Annotated in this window: 18 protein-coding genes; 4 read left to right on the forward strand and 14 right to left on the reverse strand. The window is 66.9% G+C overall.

Features of this window, described 5'->3' with window-relative positions; genetic code table 11:
- From VA603_RS11780 to VA603_RS11795, 4 genes are all read right to left on the reverse strand, one after another.
- The coding region (locus VA603_RS11780; protein ID WP_323438961.1) for a PfkB family carbohydrate kinase at nt 1–195 on the reverse strand (195 nt) is incomplete at its 3' end.
- 211 nt (nt 196–406) lie between these two features.
- Nucleotides 407–1,690 (reverse strand): L-fucose:H+ symporter permease, encoded by a 1,284-nt coding sequence (gene fucP / locus VA603_RS11785; protein ID WP_425603701.1) that lies wholly within the window; start codon nt 1,688–1,690, stop codon nt 407–409.
- Nucleotides 1,691–1,753: 63 nt separating this feature from the next.
- Nucleotides 1,754–2,815 carry a LacI family DNA-binding transcriptional regulator gene (locus tag VA603_RS11790; protein WP_132865885.1) on the reverse strand — a complete coding sequence of 354 codons (1,062 nt, stop codon included), beginning with the start codon at nt 2,813–2,815 and terminating at the stop codon, nt 1,754–1,756.
- 98 nt (nt 2,816–2,913) lie between these two features.
- Nucleotides 2,914–5,376 carry a GH92 family glycosyl hydrolase gene (locus VA603_RS11795; protein WP_323438963.1) on the reverse strand — a complete coding sequence of 821 codons (2,463 nt, stop codon included), beginning with the start codon at nt 5,374–5,376 and terminating at the stop codon, nt 2,914–2,916.
- A gap of 656 nt (nt 5,377–6,032) precedes the next feature.
- Between VA603_RS11795 and VA603_RS11800 the strand changes: the two genes are divergently transcribed.
- Nucleotides 6,033–9,167: a TonB-dependent receptor gene (locus VA603_RS11800; protein WP_323438964.1), complete on the forward strand. Its 3,135-nt coding sequence runs from the start codon at nt 6,033–6,035 to the stop codon at nt 9,165–9,167.
- Here the strand turns inward: VA603_RS11800 and VA603_RS11805 are convergent.
- The 3 genes from VA603_RS11805 to VA603_RS11815 all read right to left on the reverse strand — a co-directional run bounded on the left by VA603_RS11805 (nt 9,164) and on the right by VA603_RS11815 (nt 11,164).
- On the reverse strand, nt 9,164–9,523 hold the full coding sequence (locus VA603_RS11805) for a hypothetical protein (protein WP_323438965.1): 360 nt from the start codon (nt 9,521–9,523) through the stop codon (nt 9,164–9,166). The two genes, VA603_RS11800 and VA603_RS11805, sit on opposite strands and share 4 nt — an antisense overlap.
- Nucleotides 9,524–9,642: 119 nt before the next feature.
- Nucleotides 9,643–10,263: a glutathione S-transferase family protein gene (locus VA603_RS11810; RefSeq protein WP_323438966.1), complete on the reverse strand. Its 621-nt coding sequence runs from the start codon at nt 10,261–10,263 to the stop codon at nt 9,643–9,645.
- Nucleotides 10,264–10,306: 43 nt separating this feature from the next.
- Complete coding sequence (locus VA603_RS11815) at nt 10,307–11,164, reverse strand: NYN domain-containing protein (protein WP_323438967.1); 858 nt, start codon at nt 11,162–11,164, stop codon at nt 10,307–10,309.
- Between the two features lie 134 nt (nt 11,165–11,298).
- On the opposite strand from VA603_RS11815, the gene VA603_RS11820 reads away from it, so the two are divergent.
- Nucleotides 11,299–12,582 carry an NAD(P)/FAD-dependent oxidoreductase gene (locus VA603_RS11820; RefSeq protein ID WP_323438968.1) on the forward strand — a complete coding sequence of 428 codons (1,284 nt, stop codon included), beginning with the start codon at nt 11,299–11,301 and terminating at the stop codon, nt 12,580–12,582.
- A 67-nt stretch (nt 12,583–12,649) separates the two neighbouring features.
- Here VA603_RS11820 and VA603_RS11825 read toward each other — a convergent pair whose 3' ends face one another.
- The 7 genes from VA603_RS11825 to rhlB all read right to left on the reverse strand — a co-directional run bounded on the left by VA603_RS11825 (nt 12,650) and on the right by rhlB (nt 19,249).
- Complete coding sequence (locus tag VA603_RS11825; RefSeq protein WP_132865890.1) at nt 12,650–13,051, reverse strand: GFA family protein; 402 nt, start codon at nt 13,049–13,051, stop codon at nt 12,650–12,652.
- A 150-nt stretch (nt 13,052–13,201) separates the two neighbouring features.
- Nucleotides 13,202–14,077: an RNA polymerase sigma factor RpoH gene (rpoH, locus tag VA603_RS11830; protein WP_192287858.1), complete on the reverse strand. Its 876-nt coding sequence runs from the start codon at nt 14,075–14,077 to the stop codon at nt 13,202–13,204.
- Between the two features lie 181 nt (nt 14,078–14,258).
- Nucleotides 14,259–14,987: a uracil-DNA glycosylase gene (ung, locus tag VA603_RS11835; RefSeq protein ID WP_323438969.1), complete on the reverse strand. Its 729-nt coding sequence runs from the start codon at nt 14,985–14,987 to the stop codon at nt 14,259–14,261.
- Nucleotides 14,984–15,826 carry a response regulator gene (locus tag VA603_RS11840; protein WP_165931219.1) on the reverse strand — a complete coding sequence of 281 codons (843 nt, stop codon included), beginning with the start codon at nt 15,824–15,826 and terminating at the stop codon, nt 14,984–14,986. The genes ung and VA603_RS11840 overlap by 4 nt, the downstream gene beginning before the upstream one ends.
- A gap of 7 nt (nt 15,827–15,833) precedes the next feature.
- Nucleotides 15,834–16,781 carry a permease-like cell division protein FtsX gene (gene ftsX, locus VA603_RS11845; RefSeq protein ID WP_323438970.1) on the reverse strand — a complete coding sequence of 316 codons (948 nt, stop codon included), beginning with the start codon at nt 16,779–16,781 and terminating at the stop codon, nt 15,834–15,836.
- Between the two features lie 10 nt (nt 16,782–16,791).
- The gene (gene ftsE, locus VA603_RS11850; RefSeq protein WP_132865894.1) at nt 16,792–17,478 is read right to left on the reverse strand and encodes a cell division ATP-binding protein FtsE; all 687 of its coding nucleotides are present in this window, start codon (nt 17,476–17,478) and stop codon (nt 16,792–16,794) included.
- 106 nt (nt 17,479–17,584) lie between these two features.
- A complete protein-coding gene (gene rhlB, locus VA603_RS11855; protein ID WP_192287861.1) occupies nt 17,585–19,249 on the reverse strand; it encodes an ATP-dependent RNA helicase RhlB in 1,665 nt (554 codons plus the stop codon).
- Between the two features lie 196 nt (nt 19,250–19,445).
- Here rhlB and trxA point away from each other — a divergent pair, with 196 nt between their 5' ends.
- Nucleotides 19,446–19,775 carry a thioredoxin TrxA gene (gene trxA / locus VA603_RS11860; RefSeq protein WP_132865896.1) on the forward strand — a complete coding sequence of 110 codons (330 nt, stop codon included), beginning with the start codon at nt 19,446–19,448 and terminating at the stop codon, nt 19,773–19,775.
- Between the two features lie 232 nt (nt 19,776–20,007).
- A partial coding sequence (locus VA603_RS11865; RefSeq protein ID WP_323438971.1) for a Rho termination factor N-terminal domain-containing protein occupies nt 20,008–21,182 on the forward strand: 1,175 nt, incomplete at its 3' end.

A 21,182-nucleotide genomic window follows, 5' to 3' on the forward strand; every position in this document is an offset into this window, starting at 1 on the left:
GAGGAAGTCACCAAACATGTCGCGGCCCAGCATGCCGGCGAAATGGCTGCTGGCACCCAGCCGCGCGGCGGCCACCGCGACGTTGGCCGGCGCACCACCGGCGTACTGCAGGAACGCGCGCGGGGTATCCGGCGTGGCCGGCGGCTGCGCGAGTAGATCGATCAAAATTTCGCCGAAACAAACAATCTTGCCCATCTGGCCTCAGTCTCCTTGGGCGATGACGGCGGCGGGCGACATGCCCGTCCTGCCATGGGATAGCGGATGGCCGCGCTGCGGCACGGAACCCTCGTCACCGGACCACGCGCCGGCAACGGAGGTATAGGGGGAACCGGGCCCTGCCCCGTCCTGGCGGGGGCCGGAGCGGTTGGCGCACGGAGATGGCATGCGGGGAGTACTCATGGCTGTCTCATGCGGCCCCAGTGGCGGCCGCGCCGCGGCGGGCACCGAACAGGCCATAGAAGATGATGTAGCCGTAGCACAGCAGCGGCAGCACGAACGAATGGTGCAGACCGATGCGATCCGCCAGCTGGCCCTGCAGGTACGGCACGATCGCACCACCGACGATGGCCATGATCAGCAGGCTCGACCCCTTGCTGGTCAGTGGCCCCAGGCCCTCGATGCTGAGCGCGAAGATGGTCGGGAACATGATCGAGTTGAACAGGCCGATGGCGATCAGGCTGTACACCGCGAGCATGCCGGTGTTGCTCATGGTGATCACCAGCAGCGCGATGTTCACCGTCGCGAAGATCGCCAGCAGCTTGCGCGGTGACAGGTTGACCATCAGCGCCGAGCCGGCGAAGCGTCCCACCATCGCCAGGAACCAGTACGCCATCAGGTACTTCGAGGCCTGTGCCTCGGTGATGCCACCGATCTCCGGCAGCGAGAAATAGTTGACCATCAGGCTGCCAACCGCCACTTCCGCACCCACGTAGAAGAAGATGCCGAGCACCCCCAGCACCAGGTGACGATGGCGCAACACGTCGGCCCAGGTGTGCGAGCCCGCGTCGGCCTTCTCGGTGGTCTCGGTGAGCCGGGGCAGGCGGAACAGGAACACGAACACCGCCAGCAGGAACAGGAAGATGCCCAAGCCCAGATAGGGCCCCTGCACCGCACTGGCCTCGTGGGCGAAGTACGCCGCGCGCTCGGCGTCCGGCAGCACCGCGATCTGGTCGGTGGTCTTGACCGTGTTGGACAGGATCAGCACGCCACCGAAGTACGGCGCCAGCGTGGTGCCGAGCGAGTTCATCGCCTGCGCCAACGTCAGCCGGCTGGAACTGGTGCGCTCCGGGCCCAGCAGCGCCACGTACGGGTTGGCCGCCACCTGCAGCACGGTGATGCCGGTGGCCAGCACGAACAACGCGGTCAGGAACGCGCCATACACGCGCAGTTCCGCCGCCGGCCAGAAGCCGATGGCGCCGATGCCGGCGATCACCAGACCGATCACGATGCCCTGCTTGTAGCCCACGTGCGCGACCAGCCGACCGGCCGGCAACGACATCAGGAAGTACGCGCCGAAGAAGGTGAACTGCACCAGCATCGCCTGCGCGAAGTTGAGCTGGAACACGCTCTTCAGGTGCGGGATCAGGATGTCATTGAGGCAGGTCAGGAAGCCCCACATGAAGAAGATCGTGGTGACCACCGCCAGCGCCACCTTGGTGTTGACCACCGGTGCTGCAGCTGTGGATCTCAGCGGGGATGGAGGAAGTGTCGGCATGGGAAGGCGCCTTGCGGTGGATGCGGTGGAAGGGGGCGGTCAGCGTGGCAACGCCGCGCTGCTCTCACGGACACGCAGCTGCACCGGCGCGACCACGCGCATCGGAGCCGCGTCAGGGTTGTCCAGGCGCTGCAGCAACAGCGACGCCGCCTGCCGGCCACGCTCGCGCGGGTCGGCGGTCAGCGTGGTCAGCGGCGGGACCGCCACCGATGCTTCGGAGATGTCGTCGAAGCCGGTCACCGCGAAGTCGGCGCCGGGGCGGATGCCGCGCGAGGTCAGGCCCAGCATCAGGCCGAGGGCGACGGTGTCGTTGTAGCAGACCGCGGCGCTGGGACGCTGGCCACCCTCGAACAGCTCGCCGGTGCGTGCGGCGGCCTCCAGGCGGTTCGGTGCCGATTCGATCAGCCAGTCCTGGCGCAGATCCAGGCCTGCTTCGGACAGCGCACGCTGGTAACCGATGCGGCGCTGGTGGCACGAACTCGACGCGGCATGCCCGCCGAAGAATGCGATGTCGCGATGGCCCTGCTCGATCAGGTGGCGGGTGGCCAGGTAGGCACCGTTCTGGTTGTCCATCGTCAGGAAGTCCCAGTCGGCGCCTTCCAGCTCGCGGTTGAACAGCAGCACGTTGGCGTTGACGCCGAGCACCTGGCGCAGCGCCTGGGTGTCGCTGCCTTCGGCCGGCGACAGGATGAAGCCGGTCGGGGTGTGTTCCATCAGCGTGGACAGCACCGCCTGCTGCCGGGCCGGCGACTCGGAGGTGCTGCCCAGCAGCGTGACATACCCCTTCTCGCCCAGGGCTTCGTCCACGCCGGAAGCGAATTCGGCGAAGAACGGGTTGGACAGGTCGTTGATCACCAGCGCGATCGAGGAGGAGGTGCGGCGACGCAGGTTGGCCGCGGTGCGGTTGTATACGTAGCGCTGGCGACGCAGCTCCGCCTCCACCTTGGCGCGCGTGTCCACGTTGACCAGCGGGCTGCCACGCAGCACCAGCGACACCGTCGCACGTGACACGCCCACCGCCTGGGCGATGTCGGTCACGGTCACCGCACGTTTTGCTTCCTTGCCGGCGCGCTGGCTGGCGGCGGGTTTCTTATCGTTCATGGCTCAGGCTGACGGCTCGATTCGCAAAAATCCTAAAGGATCGGGGCAGCGCGTCGACGCGCCCTGCCCGAACCCACTGGCAACGGCGTCGCAGCAGCTCACTTCATTTCACTGCCCGGCGTGGCGCAATAGGACACCGGCAGATCCGCAATGGCCGTACCCCAGCCCTGCGTCGGAACGTCTTCGCCCAGCTGGAACTCCACCGTCCCACCCTTGCTCAGCCGCTCCCAGTCGAGCCACACCGTGTTGAGCGGCTTGCCCTCGAACTGGACGGCGTGAATGTACTGCAAGCGATTGGCATCGGCACGCTGTGCCCTCAGCTGCAGTCGCTTTCCGTTGCCGAGATTGATTTCAGCGCTGGAATAGCGGGGCGAATGCAGCAGGAACTGTCCCGTACCCGGCACCGCCGGATACAGCCCCAGGGCACTGAACAGATACCAGGCCGACATCGTGCCCAGGTCGTCGTTGCCGGTCACGCCGTTGGGCGCGTTGGTGAACAACTGCTGCGCGGCGCGCACCACGGTGGCCGTCTTCCACGGCTGGCCGATCAGCGTGTACATCCACGGTGCATGCAGGTCCGGTTCGTTGTTGGGGTTGTAGCGGTACTGGTTGTAGTAGCTGTACGGCCCGACCACCCATTCCTTGCGCGCGGCGGTCTGCGGCGACTTGAGCAGTTCGTCATAGGCGAAGAACGCATCCAGCCGGCGACCGGCCTCCTCACGGCCATGCATCGCCGTCACCAGGCCCGGGATGTCCTGCTGCGCCAGCCACTGGTACTGCCAGGCGGTGCCTTCGTGGAAGCCATGCTGCGAGCGCGGGCTGTAATGGCCATCGGCCGGCGTGTACCACTGGCCGCCTTCGGCGCGCGGACGCGGGAAGCCACTGAAGCCGGCCTCGGCATCACGCACGTCGGCGTCCCACACCTTGTGCCAGTTGCCGCCACGGACGCGCAGCACCTGCGCATCGTCGGCATGGCCCAGGCCATCGGCCATCTGTGCCAGCGCGCAATCGGCCAAGGCGTATTCCAGCGTGGCCGAGCCGCCGTGGTGCGGGTCCACGTCCATGCCCCTGGACGGGAATGCGCGGTCATAGGCGACATACCCGTCGGCAAGATAGGTGGCATTGCCCGAGCGGCCGGCATGGCGCGAGTTGATCGGCGGCATCGAGAACGCATTGCGACGCAGTGCAGTCCAGGCCTCGGCCTCGCGGCCGGTCAATGCACCGAAACGCCACAGGTCGACCAGGAACGGCGTCACCGGGTCACCGGTCATCACGTTGGTCTCGAAGTTGGCGTAGCCCCAGCGCGGCAGCCAACCACCCTGCGCATCGATGGCCAGCACGCTGCGCGCGATGTCCCGTGCCACGTCCGGGCGGGTCAGCGCCAGCCACTGGTTCTGCGAGCGGTAGGTGTCCCACAGCGAGAAGTACTCGTAGTAGGTCCAGCCATCGGCACGGTGGATCGCATCGTCGTAGCCGCGATAGCGCCCATCGGCGTCACTGCCGGTCATCGGCTGCAACAGCGCGTGGTACAGCGCGGTGTACAGCACCACGCGGTCATCGGCACTGGCGCCCTGGACGCGCACGCTGTCCAGCTGCTCACGCCAGCTCTGCTGCGACAGCGCGCGCATGCGATCGAAGCCGAGCAGGCGGTCGCCCTGCTTGCCGTCGGCGCGCAGGTTGTTGCGCGCGCCCTCGGCGTCCACGTGCGAGATCGCGCTGGTGGCGGTCACGCTGCGACCATCGGCCAGGTCGAAGCTCAACCAGGCGCCATTGGGCTTGAGTTCGCCTTCCATGCTGTGTCGCGCATCGGGAAGGCCGCCGTTCTCGCCCCAGGTGCCATGCGCCTTGAACGGGCGGTCGAACTCGATGCGGAACCACGTCGTGTACTGGTGTCCGCCGCAAAAGCTCTTGGTCACCAGCTTGCCCTCCACCGCGCGATCGCCGACCACGTCGACGACGCTGCCGATCACCGAGTGGCGCTCGTTGGCCTGGCCGACGTTGACCAGCACATGGCCCAGCCCGCTGCCGGCGGTGAACGTATACCGCTCGGCCGCGGCACGGGTGCGCGCGGTGGTCTCCACGTCGATGCCGCCGTAGTCGGTCAGGCGCACCTTGTAGTAGCCGGCCTGGCCCACTTCGCCGTCGTGCGCATAGGCCGAGGCGTAGCTCTTGTGGTCGAAGCGCTTGGCATCGCGGGTGTCGAAGTCGCCGCCCGGACCGATGCTGCCGGTCACCGGCAGGACCGAGACCTGCCCGCCCTGTTCCCAGCAGCCGGCGCCGGAGATGAAGGAGTGGCCAAAGCCGCGGATCTTCTCGTCGTCGTAGCGCCAGCCCGAGTAGTGGCTGCCGATCGGGCTGACCTGGATCAGGCCGAACGGGGCCGACGCGCCCGGGAACGTATTGCCGTCGTCCTTGCTGCCGATGAAGGTGTTGACCTCGCGCTCCAGCGCCACCGGCGCGGCCTGCAGCAGCGGGACCACGGACAAGGCCAGCACGCAGGCCAGGCGCGCCAGCGGCCGTGGCCGGATCAGGCGGGAGGAAACAGACGGCAATCGGCTCATGCGATGGATCCTTTGGGTCGATGTCGGTACGGCGTCGTCAGGTTGGCCCGGCCGAAGCCGGGCCTGTGAGGCCGGCCCGTCCGTCGGCAGGACGGGGGAGAGAGTCGGCCTCAACAAGCGGGCAGGTGGCTGCCGATGGAAAAGCCCAGCGGCGGCGATCAGGTGGAAAACGGCATCGATCAGCTGCCGATCAGCCCGCCATGAAGGCAGGAAAACCAGCATTTCAATCGGTGCAGGTCCGCCCTCCTGCAAATTTAGATCGATTTAAGTAGAACACGAGATTTTCTGGACTTGCATTCTGCGGCGCACCATTGCGCCTGCGGATCGCCCCACGCCTCACCCGGTGCCCGCCCCCTCCCGGACCGGACGCCCCTGACCTGAGCCCCCTGCCGCGACATCGGCCCGGACGGCCGGGCCCGGCTCATATTGCGCAGCAGCATGCGTCGCACCCGGCTGCTGTGGTAAAAATTTGCCGCCAATCGTTTAGATCGATCCAAATGACTCGGTCGCGATTGCCTGATCGTGAAAGGCGCAAAGGACCGAGGCAACGCCACGGGCAACACCTGCAACGTCAAAAAGAAATCGGCTTCAAAAATTAGATCGATTCAAGTTTCCGTATCAGCTACCAGTTCAATCCAGGAGAGGGAGAGAGTGGAATGAAACAGATCACCCGCATGCAAGGCCGCGACGCATTGTCCGCCGCCATTGCCGCTGCATTGTTCGCCGTCGCGATCGCACCGGGCGCGGCGTTCGCACAACAGGCTGCCACGCAGCCCGACGCCACCACGCTGGACAGCGTGACCGTCACCGGTTACCGCTACGCCATCGAGAAGAGCCTGGAACAGAAGCGTGATGCCAACGCCGTGGTCGAGGTGATCACCGCCGAGGACGTGGGCAAGTTCCCCGACAAGAACGTCGCCGACGCGCTGCAGCGCGTGCCCGGCGTGATCATCACCCGCAGCGGCGGCGAAGGTAAGAACGTCAGCGTGCGCGGCCTGGCACCTGACCTCACCCTGACCCAGTTGAACGGCAACTACGTCGCCAGTTCGGAAACCAACAACGAGGCTTCGCGCTCGTTCAACTACACCCTGCTGCCGTCCAACATGCTGTCGGCCGCCGAGCTGTACAAGACGCCGGAAGCCCGCATCGAAGAAGGCGGCATTGGCGGCACGGTGATCCTGCGCACGCGTCGCCCGCTGGACATGGAAGCCAACTCCGGCTTCGCCAGCATCGAGGGTACGTCGTCCGACACCACCAGCGGCATCGACCCGCAGGCGTCGGCGATGTACTCCTGGCACAGCAAGGACGAACGCTTCGGCCTGCTGATCGGCGCGACCCAGCAGAACCGCCGCAGCCGTACCATGGAAGTCAGCACCGAGGATTGGCAGTGGTACAGCGATCGCCTCGACGCCAATGGCAACATCAGCCATGACTATGTCTGGAACGAAGCCGGCACCACGCGCAATCCCCCGGTCGACGCCCACGGCAGGCCGTTGAAGGACGTCTCCCAGTTCTGGGGCCGGTCGGGTATCTACGACCAGAACGGCGGCCACTACTCCGGCTTCTTCATGCCGACTTCGGTGAACTTCGCGGTCAAGGACGAGAAGCGTGAGCGCAGCGGCGGCCAGTTGACCTTCCAGTTCAAGCCGGTCGACAACGTCACCATGACCGCCAACTACTTCCGCTTCGAGCTGGAAGGCAACTACACCCAGAACATGCTCAAGGTGCCGGAATGGAACCTGGCGCGCGTGGCCGGCGACGGCAACTGGGAAGGCGGCCGCCTGCTCAATGGCTTCACCATGGACCCCAGCGGCACCATCGTCACCGGCGCCGAGTACCAGAAGCTGGCCGGCAAGACCTACATCTGCAGCGAGGACGAGGCGGCAGCCGCAGGCCTTCCGGGCGGTGGCTGGGGCCCGGATGACTGCACCATCCCCACCCCGCAGCTGACCGGCACCTATAGCCGCGAAAAGGCGCTGTCGCAGACCGCCGACCTGAGCGTGGACTGGGACATCAGCCCGTTGTGGAAGGCCAGCTTCGCCGGTGGCCGCACCTGGTCCGAGGGTGGACCGTCGATGAGCTTCCGCATGTCGGCCAAGCCACGCCGCAAGGTCGATGGCGTGTGGCAGAGCGGCAACCAGTACAGCGCGTGGGACATCACCGGCACGCCGTCGGCGACGTTCTCGCCGGACCTGCAGCAGCAGCTCATGAATGGCGTCGCCGAAGTCGATACCGGTTCGACCGACTCCTCCTGGATGCAGACCAGCATCAAGCAGAACCACTTCCAGGCCGACTTCACCAAGCTGTTCGAAAGCGGCTGGCTGGATTCGTTCCAGTTCGGCGCCAAGTACAGCGACGGCAAGGTGCATCGCAACACCGGCAACACCTACTGGGTGTGCCAGGGTGCCGATCCGGGTGACTACAGCAAGCGCTACCAGGCCGGTTGTGATTCCACCGCCGGTGTCGCCCAGCCTGGCTTCTTCCTGTCCCAGCCGATCGGCAACATCGCCGGCGGCTTCAATGCCAATGTGTTCCCGGGCATCAACTACCCGGCCTACATCGACTACCTCAACCGGACCTATGGCGCGGCGCAGAGCCGTCGTGAGGACGACTTCGTCTACAACGTGGGCGAGAAGGTCTACAGCGGCTACTTCCAGGCCAACTTCCGCACCGAGCGCGTGCGCGGCAACATCGGCATCCGCGTGGCCCGTACCAAGCAGCATGCCGAGTCCAGCGATTCGGTCGAGCGCTTCATCGACTACTGGGCCGACAACAGCGCCGGCACGCCGATGTCCTGCAACGACCCTGCCGCCGCTGCACTGTTGAACTCCGGCCAGGACTACAACTGCGAGAACGATCTGGTCCGCCTGCCTGACCGGCTTGCCCGCGAGAAGTCCTACGAGATGGCCTCGCTGGACAAGACCTACACGGACATCCTGCCGAGCTTCAACATCGCCTGGGACATCACCGACGACCTGGTGCTGCGCGGCGCCGCCTCCAAGGTCATCGCACGCCCGAGCTATACCTCCATCGCCTACCCCGGCGGCCTGAGCTACTACAGCGAGGAGTACAGCAACGACCGCCTGGTCACCGGTGGCACCACCAACCCGGGCTGGTACGGCTCGGGCAGCAACAAGAACCTGGACCCGTTTGAAGCCATCCAGTACGACCTGAGTCTGGAGTGGTACTTCAAGCCCGGCGCGGTCGCCGGTGTCGGCCTGTTCCGCAAGGACGTGAAGAACTTCACCATCGGCGTGGAGCGCGACGTGACCATGAACGTCGGCGGTCAGACGGTGACGGTGCAGAACTACCAGACCGATGCCAACGGGCGTGACGCGGTGTCGCAGGGCGTCGAGCTCTACGGCCAGTACACCTTCGGCTTCGGCCTGGGCATCCAGGCCAACTACACCTACAACGACACCAACATGGCCTCGGTCGAGATCGACGGGGAGACCATCGGCGAGTCGCCGCTGGTCGGCAGCGCCAAGAACCAGGCCAACGTCACTGTGTTCTACGAGAACGCCCGCTTCCTGGCGCGCGCCTCATACAACCGTCGCGGCGAAGTGGTGGGTGACCTGAACAACGGCTTCAACGCCTACAGCGAACCCTACGACCAGCTGGACCTCAACGCGGCCTTCAACATCCGCGAGGACCTGACGCTGAGCGCCTCGGTGCTGAACGCCACCAAGTCCGAACAGCGCATCCACCTGGGCAATGACACCAAGGCCCGCTTGCTGTCCAACAGCTATGCCGGTCGCCAGTTGTACATGGGCCTGACCTGGAAGTTCTAAGCCTCACCCCTCCGCGCTGAGCGCGCGGGGCGCTCCTCCACGGCAGTCGCGCTGGTACCAGGCGGCTGCCGTTTCTTTTTCAGGAAGGGAAAGCGGGAAGCGCAGCCAACGCCGGCAAACCGCTTTGGCTTTCGGCTTTCGGCTTTCGGCTTTCGGCTTTCGGCTTTGGCTTTGGCTTTGGCTTTGGCCTTGGCTTTGGCCTTGGCCTTGGCCTTGGCCTTGGACTTGGCCTTGGCCTTGGCCTTGGCCTTGGCCTTGGACTTGGACTTGGACTTGGACTTGGAATTTCCCTTCCCCCGCTGGCGGGGGAAGGTGCCCGGAGGGCGGATGGGGGCGCTGTTGCGGTTGCTCTTCAACCGAAGCCCACAGCAGCACCTCGTCCTCGCGGAAAGCAACGCCGAAAGCTGGCCTCACCCCAGCCCCTCTCCCGCAAGAAACGGGAGAGGGGCCCCAGGAAAAGCCCAAGGCCGCGCGCTCAGGTCAACGCCGTCATCACCGCCGCCCGATACGCCGGGCGCGTCTTCAACCGCGCATACCACGCCTCCAGATGCGGTAGATCCGGCCGCTGGATGGGCATCTCGAACCAGGCATAGGCAAACGCGCCCAGCGGGATGTCGCCCATCGCGAACTGCTCGCCGGACAGCCACGGCTGTCGTGCAAGCTCGGCGTCGGCCAGCTTCAACAACTCGCCACAACGCTGCAACGCGGCCGCGATGCGTACTTCATCGCGATCGGCCGGCGCGGTCCGCACCACGCCCCAGAACAGGTCGCGGAACGCCACCGCGAAGCTGGAGATGGTCCAGTCCATCCACTTCTCGCTCTGCGCGCGCGCGGCGGCATCTTCCGGATACAAGGTGCCCAGCGCGTAACGTGCGCTCAGGTAGCGCACGATGGCGTTGGACTCCCACACCGGCAGGCCGTTGTCCTCGATCACCGGTACCAGCCCGTTTGGGTTCATCGCCAGGTAGTCCGGCGACTGGGTGCCACCAAAAGCGCCGCCGACCTCGATCGATTCGTACGGCAGGCCGATCTCCTCGGCACACCACAGCACCTTGCGCACATTGCTTGAATTGCGCCGACCCCAGATCTTCAACATCCGCTTGCTCCGTTGTGTTCGCTTTGCATCATTGAACTGATTGTCACGGCTTCGCCTCGGCCCGCTTCGCACTTGCCTTGCTTACCTTGCTCGCCTTGCGCGGCGCTGCACGCACGGCCGACGACTTGCCGTCCTTCTTGACCTCGAACAACCCGGTCGCCTTCATCAGGTCGCTCAACTTGCGATACCCGTAGTTGCGCGAATCGAACGAGGCGCGGTTGGCAATCTGGTTGCCCACCGCGCTGAGCATCGCCCAGCCCTGTTCGTCGGCGGCGGCTTCCACCGCGCCGCGCAGCAGGTTGATCAGGCGCGTGTCACCGCGCAACTCGCCGCTGGAACGCGGCGTGATCGGGGCCGCTTCCGGGGGCGCTGCATTCGGCGCGCCCTCGCCGGCATTGGCCGCGGCCGGCACCGGCGCGGCCGCCACCGGCTCCGCGCTCGGCTCATGCGGCTCGGAGCGATCATTGCCCAGGGCTTCCAGGTAGATGAACTTGGAGCAGGCGTTGACGAAGGCCACCGGCGTCTTCTGCTCGCCGAAGCCGTACACCTTCACGCCGTCGGTCAGCAGCCGCATCACCAGCGGCGTGAAGTCCGCATCGCTGGACACGATCGCAAACCCGTCCAGGTTGCGTGCGTACAGCAGGTCCATCGCATCGACCACCATCGCCATGTCCGAGGCGTTCTTGCCCTTGGAATAGGCGAACTGCTGGATCGGCCGGATCGCGAACTCATGCAGCACGTGCTCCCAGCCCTTCAGGCGCGGGTTCTTCCAGTCGCCATAGGCACGGCGCACGTTGGCCACGCCAAAGGCCGCCACCTCGACCAGGATTTCATCGATCTTCGATGCAGGCGCGTTGTCGGCATCGATCAACAGGGCAATCCGCTTCTCCGGCTCGGACATGACACAGCTCCATGACGAAAGACTGAGCCGCAGTATCGGCCATCTATGTTGTCCGCACATCACATGACATCATCGACAGCGCCCGTTGCCCCCACCAATGGCCGGCCCGATGCCGGTCTTTCTGGAGAACGTACATGCCACACGACCCAGTCCCCCACCTGGTCATCGTCGGCGGCGGCTTTGCCGGTCTCTGGGCCACCCGTGCCCTGGCCAAGGCCCGTCTGCGCATCACCCTGATCGACCGCCGCAACCATCACCTGTTCCAGCCACTGCTCTACCAGGTCGCCACCGCCGGGCTGTCCTCGCCGGATATCGCCGCTCCGCTGCGCCACATCCTGCGCCGGCAACGCAATGTCGACGTGCGCCTGGGCGAGGTCACCGCCATCGACAAGCAACAGCGCGAAGTCGTGCTGGGCGACGGCACCCGTGTCGGTTATGACCTGCTGATGGTCGCCAGCGGTGCCACCCACGCCTATTTCGGCCACGACGAGTGGGCCGGCGACGCGCCGGGCCTGAAGACGCTGGACGATGCCCTGCTGCTGCGGCGCAAGCTGCTGCTGGCCTTCGAGCGTGCCGAGGCCGAGAACGACCCGGAGAAGAAAGCCGCCTGGCTCAGCTTCGCGGTGGTCGGCGCTGGCCCCACGGGCGTGGAACTGGCCGGCACCCTGGCCGAGATCGCCCGGCACACCTTGCGCAACGAGTTCCGCCACATCGACCCCGCGTCGGCACGGGTGCGCCTGGTCGAGGCCGGGCTGCGGGTGCTGTCCAGTTTCCCGGAACGCCTGTCGCAGAAGGCGCGCGAGCAGTTGGAACGGCTCGGCGTGGAGGTGCTGACCGGCACCCCGGTCAATGACATCAACGCCTTCGGTTTCCAGCTCGGCGACGTGCACGTGCCCGCGCGCACCGTGGTGTGGGCCGCCGGCGTGGCCGCCTCGCCGCTGGCGCGCACGCTGGACGTGCCACTGGACCGCGCCGGCCGCGTGCAGGTACAGCCGGATCTGACCGTCCCCGGCCATCCGGAGATCTTCGTCGCCGGTGACCTGGCCGCGCTGCTGCAGGACAACGGCCGCCCGGTGCCCGGCGTGGCGCCGGCCGCCAAGCAGATGGGGGCCTACGTCGCCCAGGTGATCCGTGCACGCCTGGACGGTGCCTCGCCCCCTGCCCCGTTCCGCTACAACGACCAGGGCAACCTGGCCACGATCGGACGCATGGCCGCCATCGTGCACATGGGCAAGCTGCAGTTGTCCGGTGTGCTGGCGTGGTGGTTCTGGCTGGCCGCGCACGTGTTCTTCCTGATCGGCTTCCGCAACCGCCTGGTGGTGCTGCTCAACTGGGGCGTGGCGTACTGGAGCTACCAGCGCAGCGCGCGCATCATCCTGGGCAACCCCTACGACGACCGGAAGCCCGATCCCCGGTAGAGCGGAGCCGTGCCCCGCCGTGCATCATCGACAACCCCGTGCCGGGCATCGCCCGGCACGGCCCGGTTCATTGCCCGGCAGCGAACTGCTCGAACACCTGTTTGCCGGTCAGCGTCGGCGTGTCATTGGCCAATGCGTAGAACGGCGGCTTCTCGTCGATGAAGATCTGGCTGACCAGCTCCAGCGGTGCCTGCTGGAACAGCCCTGCCGACACGAAGTACTCCCCGTCAGGCACCAGCCGGTAGAACAGGTGGGTGCCGCAGTCGCCGCAGAAGCCGCGCTCGGCCCATTCCGAGGAACGGTAGCGCCGTGGTTCGGCGCCGTTGAACCGCACCTTGTCATCGCAATGCACCGCGAAGAACGGCCCGCCGGACCAGCGCCGGCACATGCTGCAATGACACAGGCCGATCTGCACGTGCGCGTCACCGGCAATCACTTCGATCGCGCCACACAGGCAAGTACCTTTCATCGTTCTCTCCCTCCAGGATGCAAGCGCGGAATCTACACCGTCGCGCCGGGCCACGCTCGGCCGGGAGCTTCACCGGAAGAGTCCGCCCGCACCAACGCCCACGAAAAAGCCCGGGTTTCCCCGGGCTTTTCGGTGCACCTCAACGCCTGATCAGGCGGCGAACAGTGCCTTCATCTTCTTCAACGCGTTCGCCTCGATCTGGCGGATGCGCTCGGCCGACACGCCGTACTCGTCGGCCAGCTCCTGCAGCGTCACCTTGCTGTCGGCATCCAGCCAGCGGCGGGCGATGATGTCACGCGAACGCTGGTCCAGCTTGGCCAGTCCTTCGCGCAGCAGGCTCAGCTGGTTGTCCTCGCTGTCCTCGCGCTCGTAGGCCTGCGACGGGTCTTCATCGCGTGCGACCAGGTAGGCGGCCGGCGACGGCGGTGCATGGTCGTCGTCCTCGTCGGACGGCGCATCGAAACCGACGTCACGACCGGACAGGCGCGACTCCATCTCCATCACTTCACGCTCGGAGACGTTCAGGTCCTTGGCGACGGCGCTGACTTCGGCAGCGTTCATCCAGCCCAGGCGGGTCTTGGACTTGCGCAGGTTGAAGAACAGCTTGCGCTGCGCCTTGGTCGTGGCGACCTTGACGATGCGCCAGTTCTTCAGGATGAACTCGTGCATCTCGGCACGGATCCAATGCACGGCGAAGGACACCAGGCGCACGCCCATTTCCGGGTCGAAGCGCTTGACCGCCTTCATCAGGCCGATGTTGCCTTCCTGGATCAGGTCGCCCAGCTGCAGGCCGTAGCCGTTGTAGCCACGGGCCACGTGCACGACGAAGCGCAGGTGCGAATGCACCAGCTCGCGCGCGGCATCCAGGTCCTGCTCGTCGCGGAAACGACGCGCCAGTTCCTGTTCCTCATCGACCGACAGCACCGGGATCTGGTGCACGGCACCGATGTAGGCATCCAGCGAGCCGAGCGCACTGGGAATCGGGAGATTGTTTGCCACAAGGGCAGTGGAGGTATGCAGGCTCATAGTGTCCCAATCTTAGCAGTCAGAACTATTGGACTGACCGGTACAGAAAAAGTTCCAGCATTCTGTTTTTGGCACGACACCCGGCCTTCAGCCTGAATAGGTGCCACAAACAGCTGCTTTCCCCATCCTCCACACCCTACCAGAGCAGGCATCTCAGTCAAATGACAGGGAGCACGCTGATTCAGCCGCCAGCGAGCGCGGCGTCGAGCACCGCCCGCGGTGGCAGCCCCCAATCGATCGGGGCCTGCCCGCGGCGCTGCAGGTAGTCGTTGGCCTGGGAGAAATGGCGGCAGCCCAGGAAGCCGCGGTGGGCCGACAGCGGGGAGGGATGCGGGGCCTTGAGCACGCGGTGGCGGCGGGTATCGATCACCTTGCCCTTCTGCTGGGCGTAACTGCCCCACAGCAGGAACACCAGGCCCTCGCGCTCGCGGTTGAGCACATCCACCACATGATCGGTGAAGCCTTCCCAGCCGCGCCCCTGGTGGGCCCCGGCCTTGCCCTCCTCCACCGTCAGCACGGCGTTGAGCAGCAGCACGCCCTGCTTCGCCCACGGGACCAGGCAGCCATGGTCCGGGCGCGGGATGCCCAGGTCGGCCTCGATCTCCTTGTAGATGTTCAGCAGTGACGGCGGCACCGGTACGCCCGGCGGCACCGAGAAGCTCAGCCCATGCGCCTGGCCATGGCCGTGGTACGGGTCCTGGCCAAGGATGACCACCTTGGCCTGCTCGAACGGGGTGGCGTCGAAGGCGGCGAAGATCTGCGGGCCCGGCGGGAACACGTGCGCGCCGGCCGCCTTGCGCTGGCGCAGGAAGGCCGACAGCTCGCGCATCTCCGGACGCAGCAGCCAGTCGCCGATCTGTGCCTTCCAGCTCGGCTCGAGCTGGATCTGCGCCGCCTGCTCCGGGTTCACAGCGTCACCGCCGGCTGGGCCATGCGCGCCAGCCGGAGCTGGAACAGCACCTTGGTCACCAGCAGGCGTTCTTCGATGGGTTTCTGCACCAGGTCGTTGGCCCCGGACTGCAGCAGCGCCGACTGGTTGTGCGGGTTGCCGTCGCCGGTCATCACCAGCACCGGCAGGCGGCGCTTGCCGTAGCCGAAATCGATGCGGATCCGCTCGACCACGTCACGCCCGCTCAACTCGCCCTTCAGGGTCACGTCGGTCAGCACCAGGTCGATCTCGCGCTGGGTGCGGCCCAGCGATTCGGCGGTCAGCAGCGAGAACGCATCCTCGGCGGTGAGCACATGCACCACGTGCAGGTCGTGCCGCTCCAGCATGCGCTTGGTCGCCTCGGCCACCACGCGGCTGTCCTCCACGTACAGCACGGTCGCATCCGGCACCGGCTCGGGTTGCACGTAGCCACGGATGAAGGCCGCCAACGCCTCGTGGCCCAGCGACTTGTCGAAATAGTCGGTGACGTATTCGGTGAAACGGCGCTGCTCCAGGTGCTGCTGGGCGTCACCGGACACCACGATCACCGGCACGTAGGCCTGCCCGGCGGCGTCGCGCACGCTACGCGCCAGGGTCAGGCCGTCGCCATCGGGCAGGGCCAGCGAGGTGGTGACCAGATGCACCGGGCCAGCCGCCAGCGCGGCGCGGGCCTCGGCGATGCTGGCGCACCCCACCACCTCCACGTCGGGCAGCTCGCGTGTGAGCACATCGCTGATCAGGCGCCGCACCAGTTTTGAGCCATCGACCACCATCACCCGGGGGGCGTCACTGATCAGATGCTTGAGTTCGTGCTTCGCCATGCCTGCCTCAGGTTTCAGTCGGGCGAGTCTGCCTGAGGAAGTGGCCTGTCACCAGCCATGCCCCGAGCCAGCCCAGGATCGTGGTCGCCACCAGCACCATCAGCGAGTGGAACAGGTCCAGCCCGTGCAGCACGAAGGGACTGCCATAGCTCTGCGACAGCGTCGCCAGCGGCGGGCGCAGCGCCAGACCGCAGATACCGATCAACCCCAGCGCCACCGCGCCGGCCCCCAGGCCATACCACGCCCCCAGGTAGACGAACGGACGGCGGATGAAGCCGTCACTGGCACCGAGCAGCTGCAGGACACCGATTTCCTCGCGCCGGGCCTGGATGTCGAGCCGGACGGTGTTGCCCACCACCAGCGCCGCACCCACGCCCAACAGCACCGACAACACCTGCACCAGCCGTGCGCCGAACGCCAACCAGCCGTCCAGCCGTTGCCGCCACAGCGCATCGTGCTGCACCAAGTCGGTTTCCGGCAGGGCTTCCAGTGACTTGGCCAACGCGGCGTCATCGCCCGTGGCCGGGGTGACGATCAACAGCGTCGGCAGCGGGTTGTCGCCCAGCGCATCGATCGCCTCGCCCAGCCCGGCACTCTGCCGCAGCTCGGCCAGGCCTTCTTCCGGGGTGCGCACGGCCACCTCGGCCACCTCGGCACGGGCGCGCAGCGCGGCCACCACCGTCTGCGCGGCGGCCGCGTCCAGCTCGGGCTTCAGGAACAGGTTGATGTCACGCGACTGCTGCACGCTGCCGGCGAAATGCTTGAGGTTGTCCAGCGCGATGGACAGGCCCAGCGGCAATGCCAGCGCCAGCGCCATCACCGCCACGGTCAGGGCGGTGGCCCACGGCTTGCGCAGCGCGCGGCCAAGGCTGAACACCACGCTGTGCAGGTGGTGGCGGAACCAGGTGAGCACGCGCGACGGCGCGGCGGCTTCGGTATTTGCGGGTTTGCTCATCGTCTTGCGCTCACTCCGCCAGCTCGTGCGGCGAGATGTCATCGACCAGCTTGCCGTGGTCCAGGATCAGCACGCGCTTGCGCATCTGCTTGATCAGCGCCAGGTCGTGGCTGACCACCAGCACGCTGGTGCCCCGCCCGGGCAGCTCGGCGAACAGCGACATGATCTCCGCGGCCAGGGTCGGGTCGAGGTTGCCGGTGGGTTCATCGGCCACCAGCAGCCGCGGTTCACCCACGATGGCGCGGGCGATGCCCACGCGCTGCTGCTCGCCGGCCGACAGTTCGGTGGGCAGGGCCTTCTCGCGGTGCGCCAGGCCCATGCGTTCGAGCACCGAGCGCACCCGCTTGGCGGTATCGGCGCGGCGGTCGCCGCGCAGGATCAGTGGCAAGGCGACGTTCTCGCCGATGCTGCGGTCCACCAGCAGGCGGTGGTCCTGGTAGACCGCGCCCACCTCGCGCCGGTGCAGGGCGACCTTGCCGCCACGCACCTTCAGCAGGTTGCGCTCACCGAACAGCACCGCGCCGCGCGTGGGCCGTTCGCTCAGGTGGATCAGCTTGAGCAGGGTGCTCTTGCCGGCACCGGAGTGCCCGGTGACGAACAGCATCTCGCCGGCCGCCACCTCGAAGCTGACATCCGCCAGCGCCTGATGGCCACCGGCGTACTGTTTGCTGACATTGTCAAAACGCAGGACGCTCATCCGCCGATTATGCAGGAGCGCACCCGGTAGTGCCGAGCCATGCCCGGCACAGGATCCCCGCACGGCCCTGCGCCGAGCAGGGCTCGGCGTTCCCGGGCCGGGCCGGTCAGCTGCCGGAAAGCATCCGGCGGATCTTGCGGCCCAGGCGGGTCAGGAACGAGTCGTTGTCACTGCCACCGCGCATCGACTTGGCCTGTACCTGCACCGGTGCATTGGCCACGGCCGGTGCGGCCACGCCCTCGGCACCTTCGACCGGACGCCCGTGGCGACGACGACGGCGCTTGCGCGGGGCGCGCTCGCCTTCCACCGCCGGGGTGCCCGACGCATTCGGTGCGCTGCCGGCGGTGTCCGGGCGCGGCGGCTTCGGTGCGGCAGCCTGCTCGCCTTCCACGCGCGGCTTGCGCTCACGACGCGGACGGCCATCGGCACCACGCTCGCCACCGCCACGGCGCTCGCCGGGCTTGCCGCCCCGGCCACCACCACGACGGGCCTCGTCGGCGGCCTTCTGCTCGCGGGCTTCGCGGAAGATGGCCCCCACGCTTTCGTTCTCCTCGCCCTCGGCGCCTTCCACCGGCGCGCGCTCCGGGCGCGGCAGGGGGGTCAGCAGCTCGCTGGTGACGGACTCGACCGGGATCTTCTGCTCGATGTAGGCCTCGATGTCCGGCAGGCTCATCGCATAGCGTTCGCAGGCGAAGCTGATCGCATCGCCTTCCTCGCCCAGGCGCGCGGTGCGGCCGATGCGGTGCACGTAGTCCTCTGCATCGAACGGCAGGTCGTAGTTGTAGACGTACTTGATGCCGTCGATGTGCAGGCCGCGGGCGGCCACGTCGGTGGCGACCAGGATTTCCAGCTGGCCCTTCTGGAAGCGGTTGAGCAGGCTCTCGCGCTTCTTCTGCGGCACGTCGCCGGACAGCACGCCGACGCGGTAGCCGGCCCGCTCCAGCGCGCGCGCGACGCGCTCGACGAACACCTTGGTGTTGACGAACACCATGGTGCGGGCGCCTTCGCTGCGCGAGAGCAGGCCCAGCAGCAGCGGCAGCTTCTCTTCGTCGGCCGGGAAGTAGATGCGCTGGCGCACGCGGTCGGCGGTGACGTTCTCGGTCTCCACCACCAGCTTCTGCGGCTCGTTCATGTGCTCGTAGGCCAGCTCCAGCACGCGGTGGCTGAGGGTGGCGCTGAACAGCAGGGTCTGGCGCGTGGTGCGCTCGGGCATGCGCCGCAACAGGAAGCGGATGTCCTTGATGAAGCCCAGGTCGAACATGCGGTCGGCTTCGTCCAGCACGCAGATCTCGCAGGCATGCAGCGACACCACCTTGTGCTGCTTGACGTAGTCGATCAGGCGGCCCGGGGTGGCGATGATCACGTCCACGCCCTGCTGCAGCAGCTCACGCTGCTTGTCGTAGTCCACGCCACCGTAGACCAGCGCGAAGCGCAGGCCAGTGTCGGCGGCGAACTTCATCGCGTCCTTGTGGATCTGGATGGCCAGCTCGCGGGTCGGCGCCAGGATCAGCGCGCGCGGGTCTTCCGGCTTGCGGTCGGCCAGCGCCGGCCGGGTCAGCAGCCGGTTGACCACCGCCACCAGGAAGGCCAGCGTCTTGCCGGTGCCGGTCTGTGCCTGCCCTGCCACGTCGCCGCCTGGCAACGCGACCGGCAAGGTCAGCGCCTGGATCGGGGTACAGCGGGTGAACCCTGCTCCTTCAAGCCCTGCCAGCAATGCTGGCTGCAGTTCGAAGGAGGAAAACGTCACATCGGTCAGCGGTTTGTCGCTCATTATTCTGTCTTTGTAGTGCCAGGCGGCCAGTGTGGCCGGGCGGCTTGCATCAATACGGGCACCGTCGCACACTGCGGCCCCTGCGCCGGGTCGCGCGGCTTGGGCTGTACCCTTTTTGTCCGCGCAATAACCCAGTTTACCGCAATGCGACGGTCAACCCGGCATCGACAGTCGCATTGACCCAGGAGACTCACAAGTGAGCGATAAGGTTTTACACGTCGGCGACGCCGACTTCGACAGCGCCGTCCTGCAGTCCGGCGAACCGGTCCTGGTGGATTTCTGGGCGGAATGGTGTGGCCCGTGCAAGATGATCGCCCCCGTGCTGGACGAGCTGGCCGACGCCTATGACGGCAAGCTGAAGATCGTCAAGCTGAACGTGGACGACAACCGCGCCACCGCGGTGAAGTACCACGTGCGCTCGATCCCGATGCTGCTGCTGTTCAAGGATGGCCAGATCCAGGCCACCCAGATCGGCGCCGTTGGCAAGGGCCAGCTGAGCCAGATGATCGACAAGGCCCTGGCCTGATCGATCCACGCGGCCCGGTGGCGCTCCGCCGCCGGGCCATGCGGGCCTTGCCAATACGGCGGCCCAACAGGGTTTCCGGGCAACTTGCACCCCCGCGCGCGGCGGTGTTAGTGTCGTCCTATCCGGCAGCGTTCGCATGCCGCACCCTCCGGCCGGGTTCTCGACCGGATCACTCCCAACCAGTTCGCCGCCCCCAGGGCGCTCGCACGTCTTAGCGAGAGGAATCAAGCACTTGTCCGAGAACACTCCTTCCGAAACCGGGAGCCCCGACGCGCCCGTCGAGAAGCGCGTGCGCAAGCCGCGTGTTGCCAAGGCCACCGAGGGCAGCGATACCGGCGCCGCCCCCGCTCCGGCCCAGCCCGCACTGCCGCTGCCGCCCGCCGCACCGACGCCGGCTCCGGTTGCCCAGGAATCTTCCGCCCCGGCGCCCGCTGCCGGTGGCAACGACAGCCCGGCCACTTCCGGCAACGCCTCCGGCGGCCAGGAAGGCGGCGAGCCGCGCGGTGACGGCAACAACCCGCAGCGCCACAACAACCCGAACGGGCAGCAGGGTGGCCAGGGCCAGCAGCAGGGCCAGGGCAACCGCCGCGACCGTTTCCGCAACCGCCGCGACCGCGACCGCAACAACCGCTTCCGCGACGACAACGGCATGCCCAACGAGGGCGGCAACGAGAACTACGCGCCGCGCCCGATGCCGAGCGTGCCGGAAGGCTTCCCGGTCTACTCGCTGAGCGACCTGAAGCGGATGCCGGCGCAGAAGCTGCTGGAAATCGCCGAGCAGCTGCAGATCTCCGAAGGCGTGGCCCGTGCCCGCAAGCAGGACGTGATCTTCGCGCTGCTGAAGGTGCTGACCCGCCACGGCGACGGCGTCGCCGCCGACGGCGTGCTGGAAATCCTGCCGGACGGCTTCGGCTTCCTGCGCGCGGCCGAGGCCAGCTACCTGGCCGGCCCGGACGACACCTATATCTCGCCCAGCCAGATCCGCCGCTTCAACCTGCGCACCGGCGACCACCTGTCCGGCCGCATCCGCTTCCCGAAGGACGGCGAGCGCTACTTCGCGCTGTCGATCGTGGACACCATCAACGGTGAGCCGATCGAAGCATCGAAGAACAAGGTGCTGTTCGAGAACCTGACCCCGCTGTTCCCGCGCAAGCGCTTCACCCTGGAGCGTGGCAACGGCTCCTCCGAAGACATCACCGGCCGCATCCTCGACCTGATGGCACCGCAGGGCAAGGGCCAGCGCGCCCTGATCGTTTCGCCGCCCAAGGCCGGCAAGACGATGATGATGCAGCAGATCGCCACGGCCATCACCACCAACCATCCGGAAGTGCACCTGATCGTGCTGCTGGTGGACGAGCGTCCGGAAGAAGTGACCGAAATGCAGCGCACCGTGCGCGGCGAAGTGGT

This window comes from Stenotrophomonas capsici, assembly GCF_034961085.1.
Classification (GTDB): domain Bacteria; phylum Pseudomonadota; class Gammaproteobacteria; order Xanthomonadales; family Xanthomonadaceae; genus Stenotrophomonas; species Stenotrophomonas capsici.

Excerpts from the sequence above, each read along its gene's own strand:
- ftsX (WP_323438970.1), bottom strand. The coding sequence starts at position 16,781 with ATGAGCAAACCCGCAAATACCGAAGCCGCCGCGCCGTCGCGCGTGCTC.
- VA603_RS11820 (WP_323438968.1), top strand. The coding sequence starts at position 11,299 with ATGCCACACGACCCAGTCCCCCACCTGGTCATCGTCGGCGGCGGCTTT.
- VA603_RS11825 (WP_132865890.1), bottom strand. The coding sequence starts at position 13,051 with ATGAAAGGTACTTGCCTGTGTGGCGCGATCGAAGTGATTGCCGGTGAC.
- VA603_RS11795 (WP_323438963.1), bottom strand. The coding sequence starts at position 5,376 with ATGAGCCGATTGCCGTCTGTTTCCTCCCGCCTGATCCGGCCACGGCCG.
- ftsE (WP_132865894.1), bottom strand. The coding sequence starts at position 17,478 with ATGAGCGTCCTGCGTTTTGACAATGTCAGCAAACAGTACGCCGGTGGC.
- rpoH (WP_192287858.1), bottom strand. The coding sequence starts at position 14,077 with ATGAGCCTGCATACCTCCACTGCCCTTGTGGCAAACAATCTCCCGATT.
- VA603_RS11790 (WP_132865885.1), bottom strand. The coding sequence starts at position 2,815 with ATGAACGATAAGAAACCCGCCGCCAGCCAGCGCGCCGGCAAGGAAGCA.
- VA603_RS11810 (WP_323438966.1), bottom strand. The coding sequence starts at position 10,263 with ATGTTGAAGATCTGGGGTCGGCGCAATTCAAGCAATGTGCGCAAGGTG.
- VA603_RS11840 (WP_165931219.1), bottom strand. The coding sequence starts at position 15,826 with ATGGCGAAGCACGAACTCAAGCATCTGATCAGTGACGCCCCCCGGGTG.
- VA603_RS11815 (WP_323438967.1), bottom strand. The coding sequence starts at position 11,164 with ATGTCCGAGCCGGAGAAGCGGATTGCCCTGTTGATCGATGCCGACAAC.
- VA603_RS11800 (WP_323438964.1), top strand. The coding sequence starts at position 6,033 with ATGAAACAGATCACCCGCATGCAAGGCCGCGACGCATTGTCCGCCGCC.
- rhlB (WP_192287861.1), bottom strand. The coding sequence starts at position 19,249 with ATGAGCGACAAACCGCTGACCGATGTGACGTTTTCCTCCTTCGAACTG.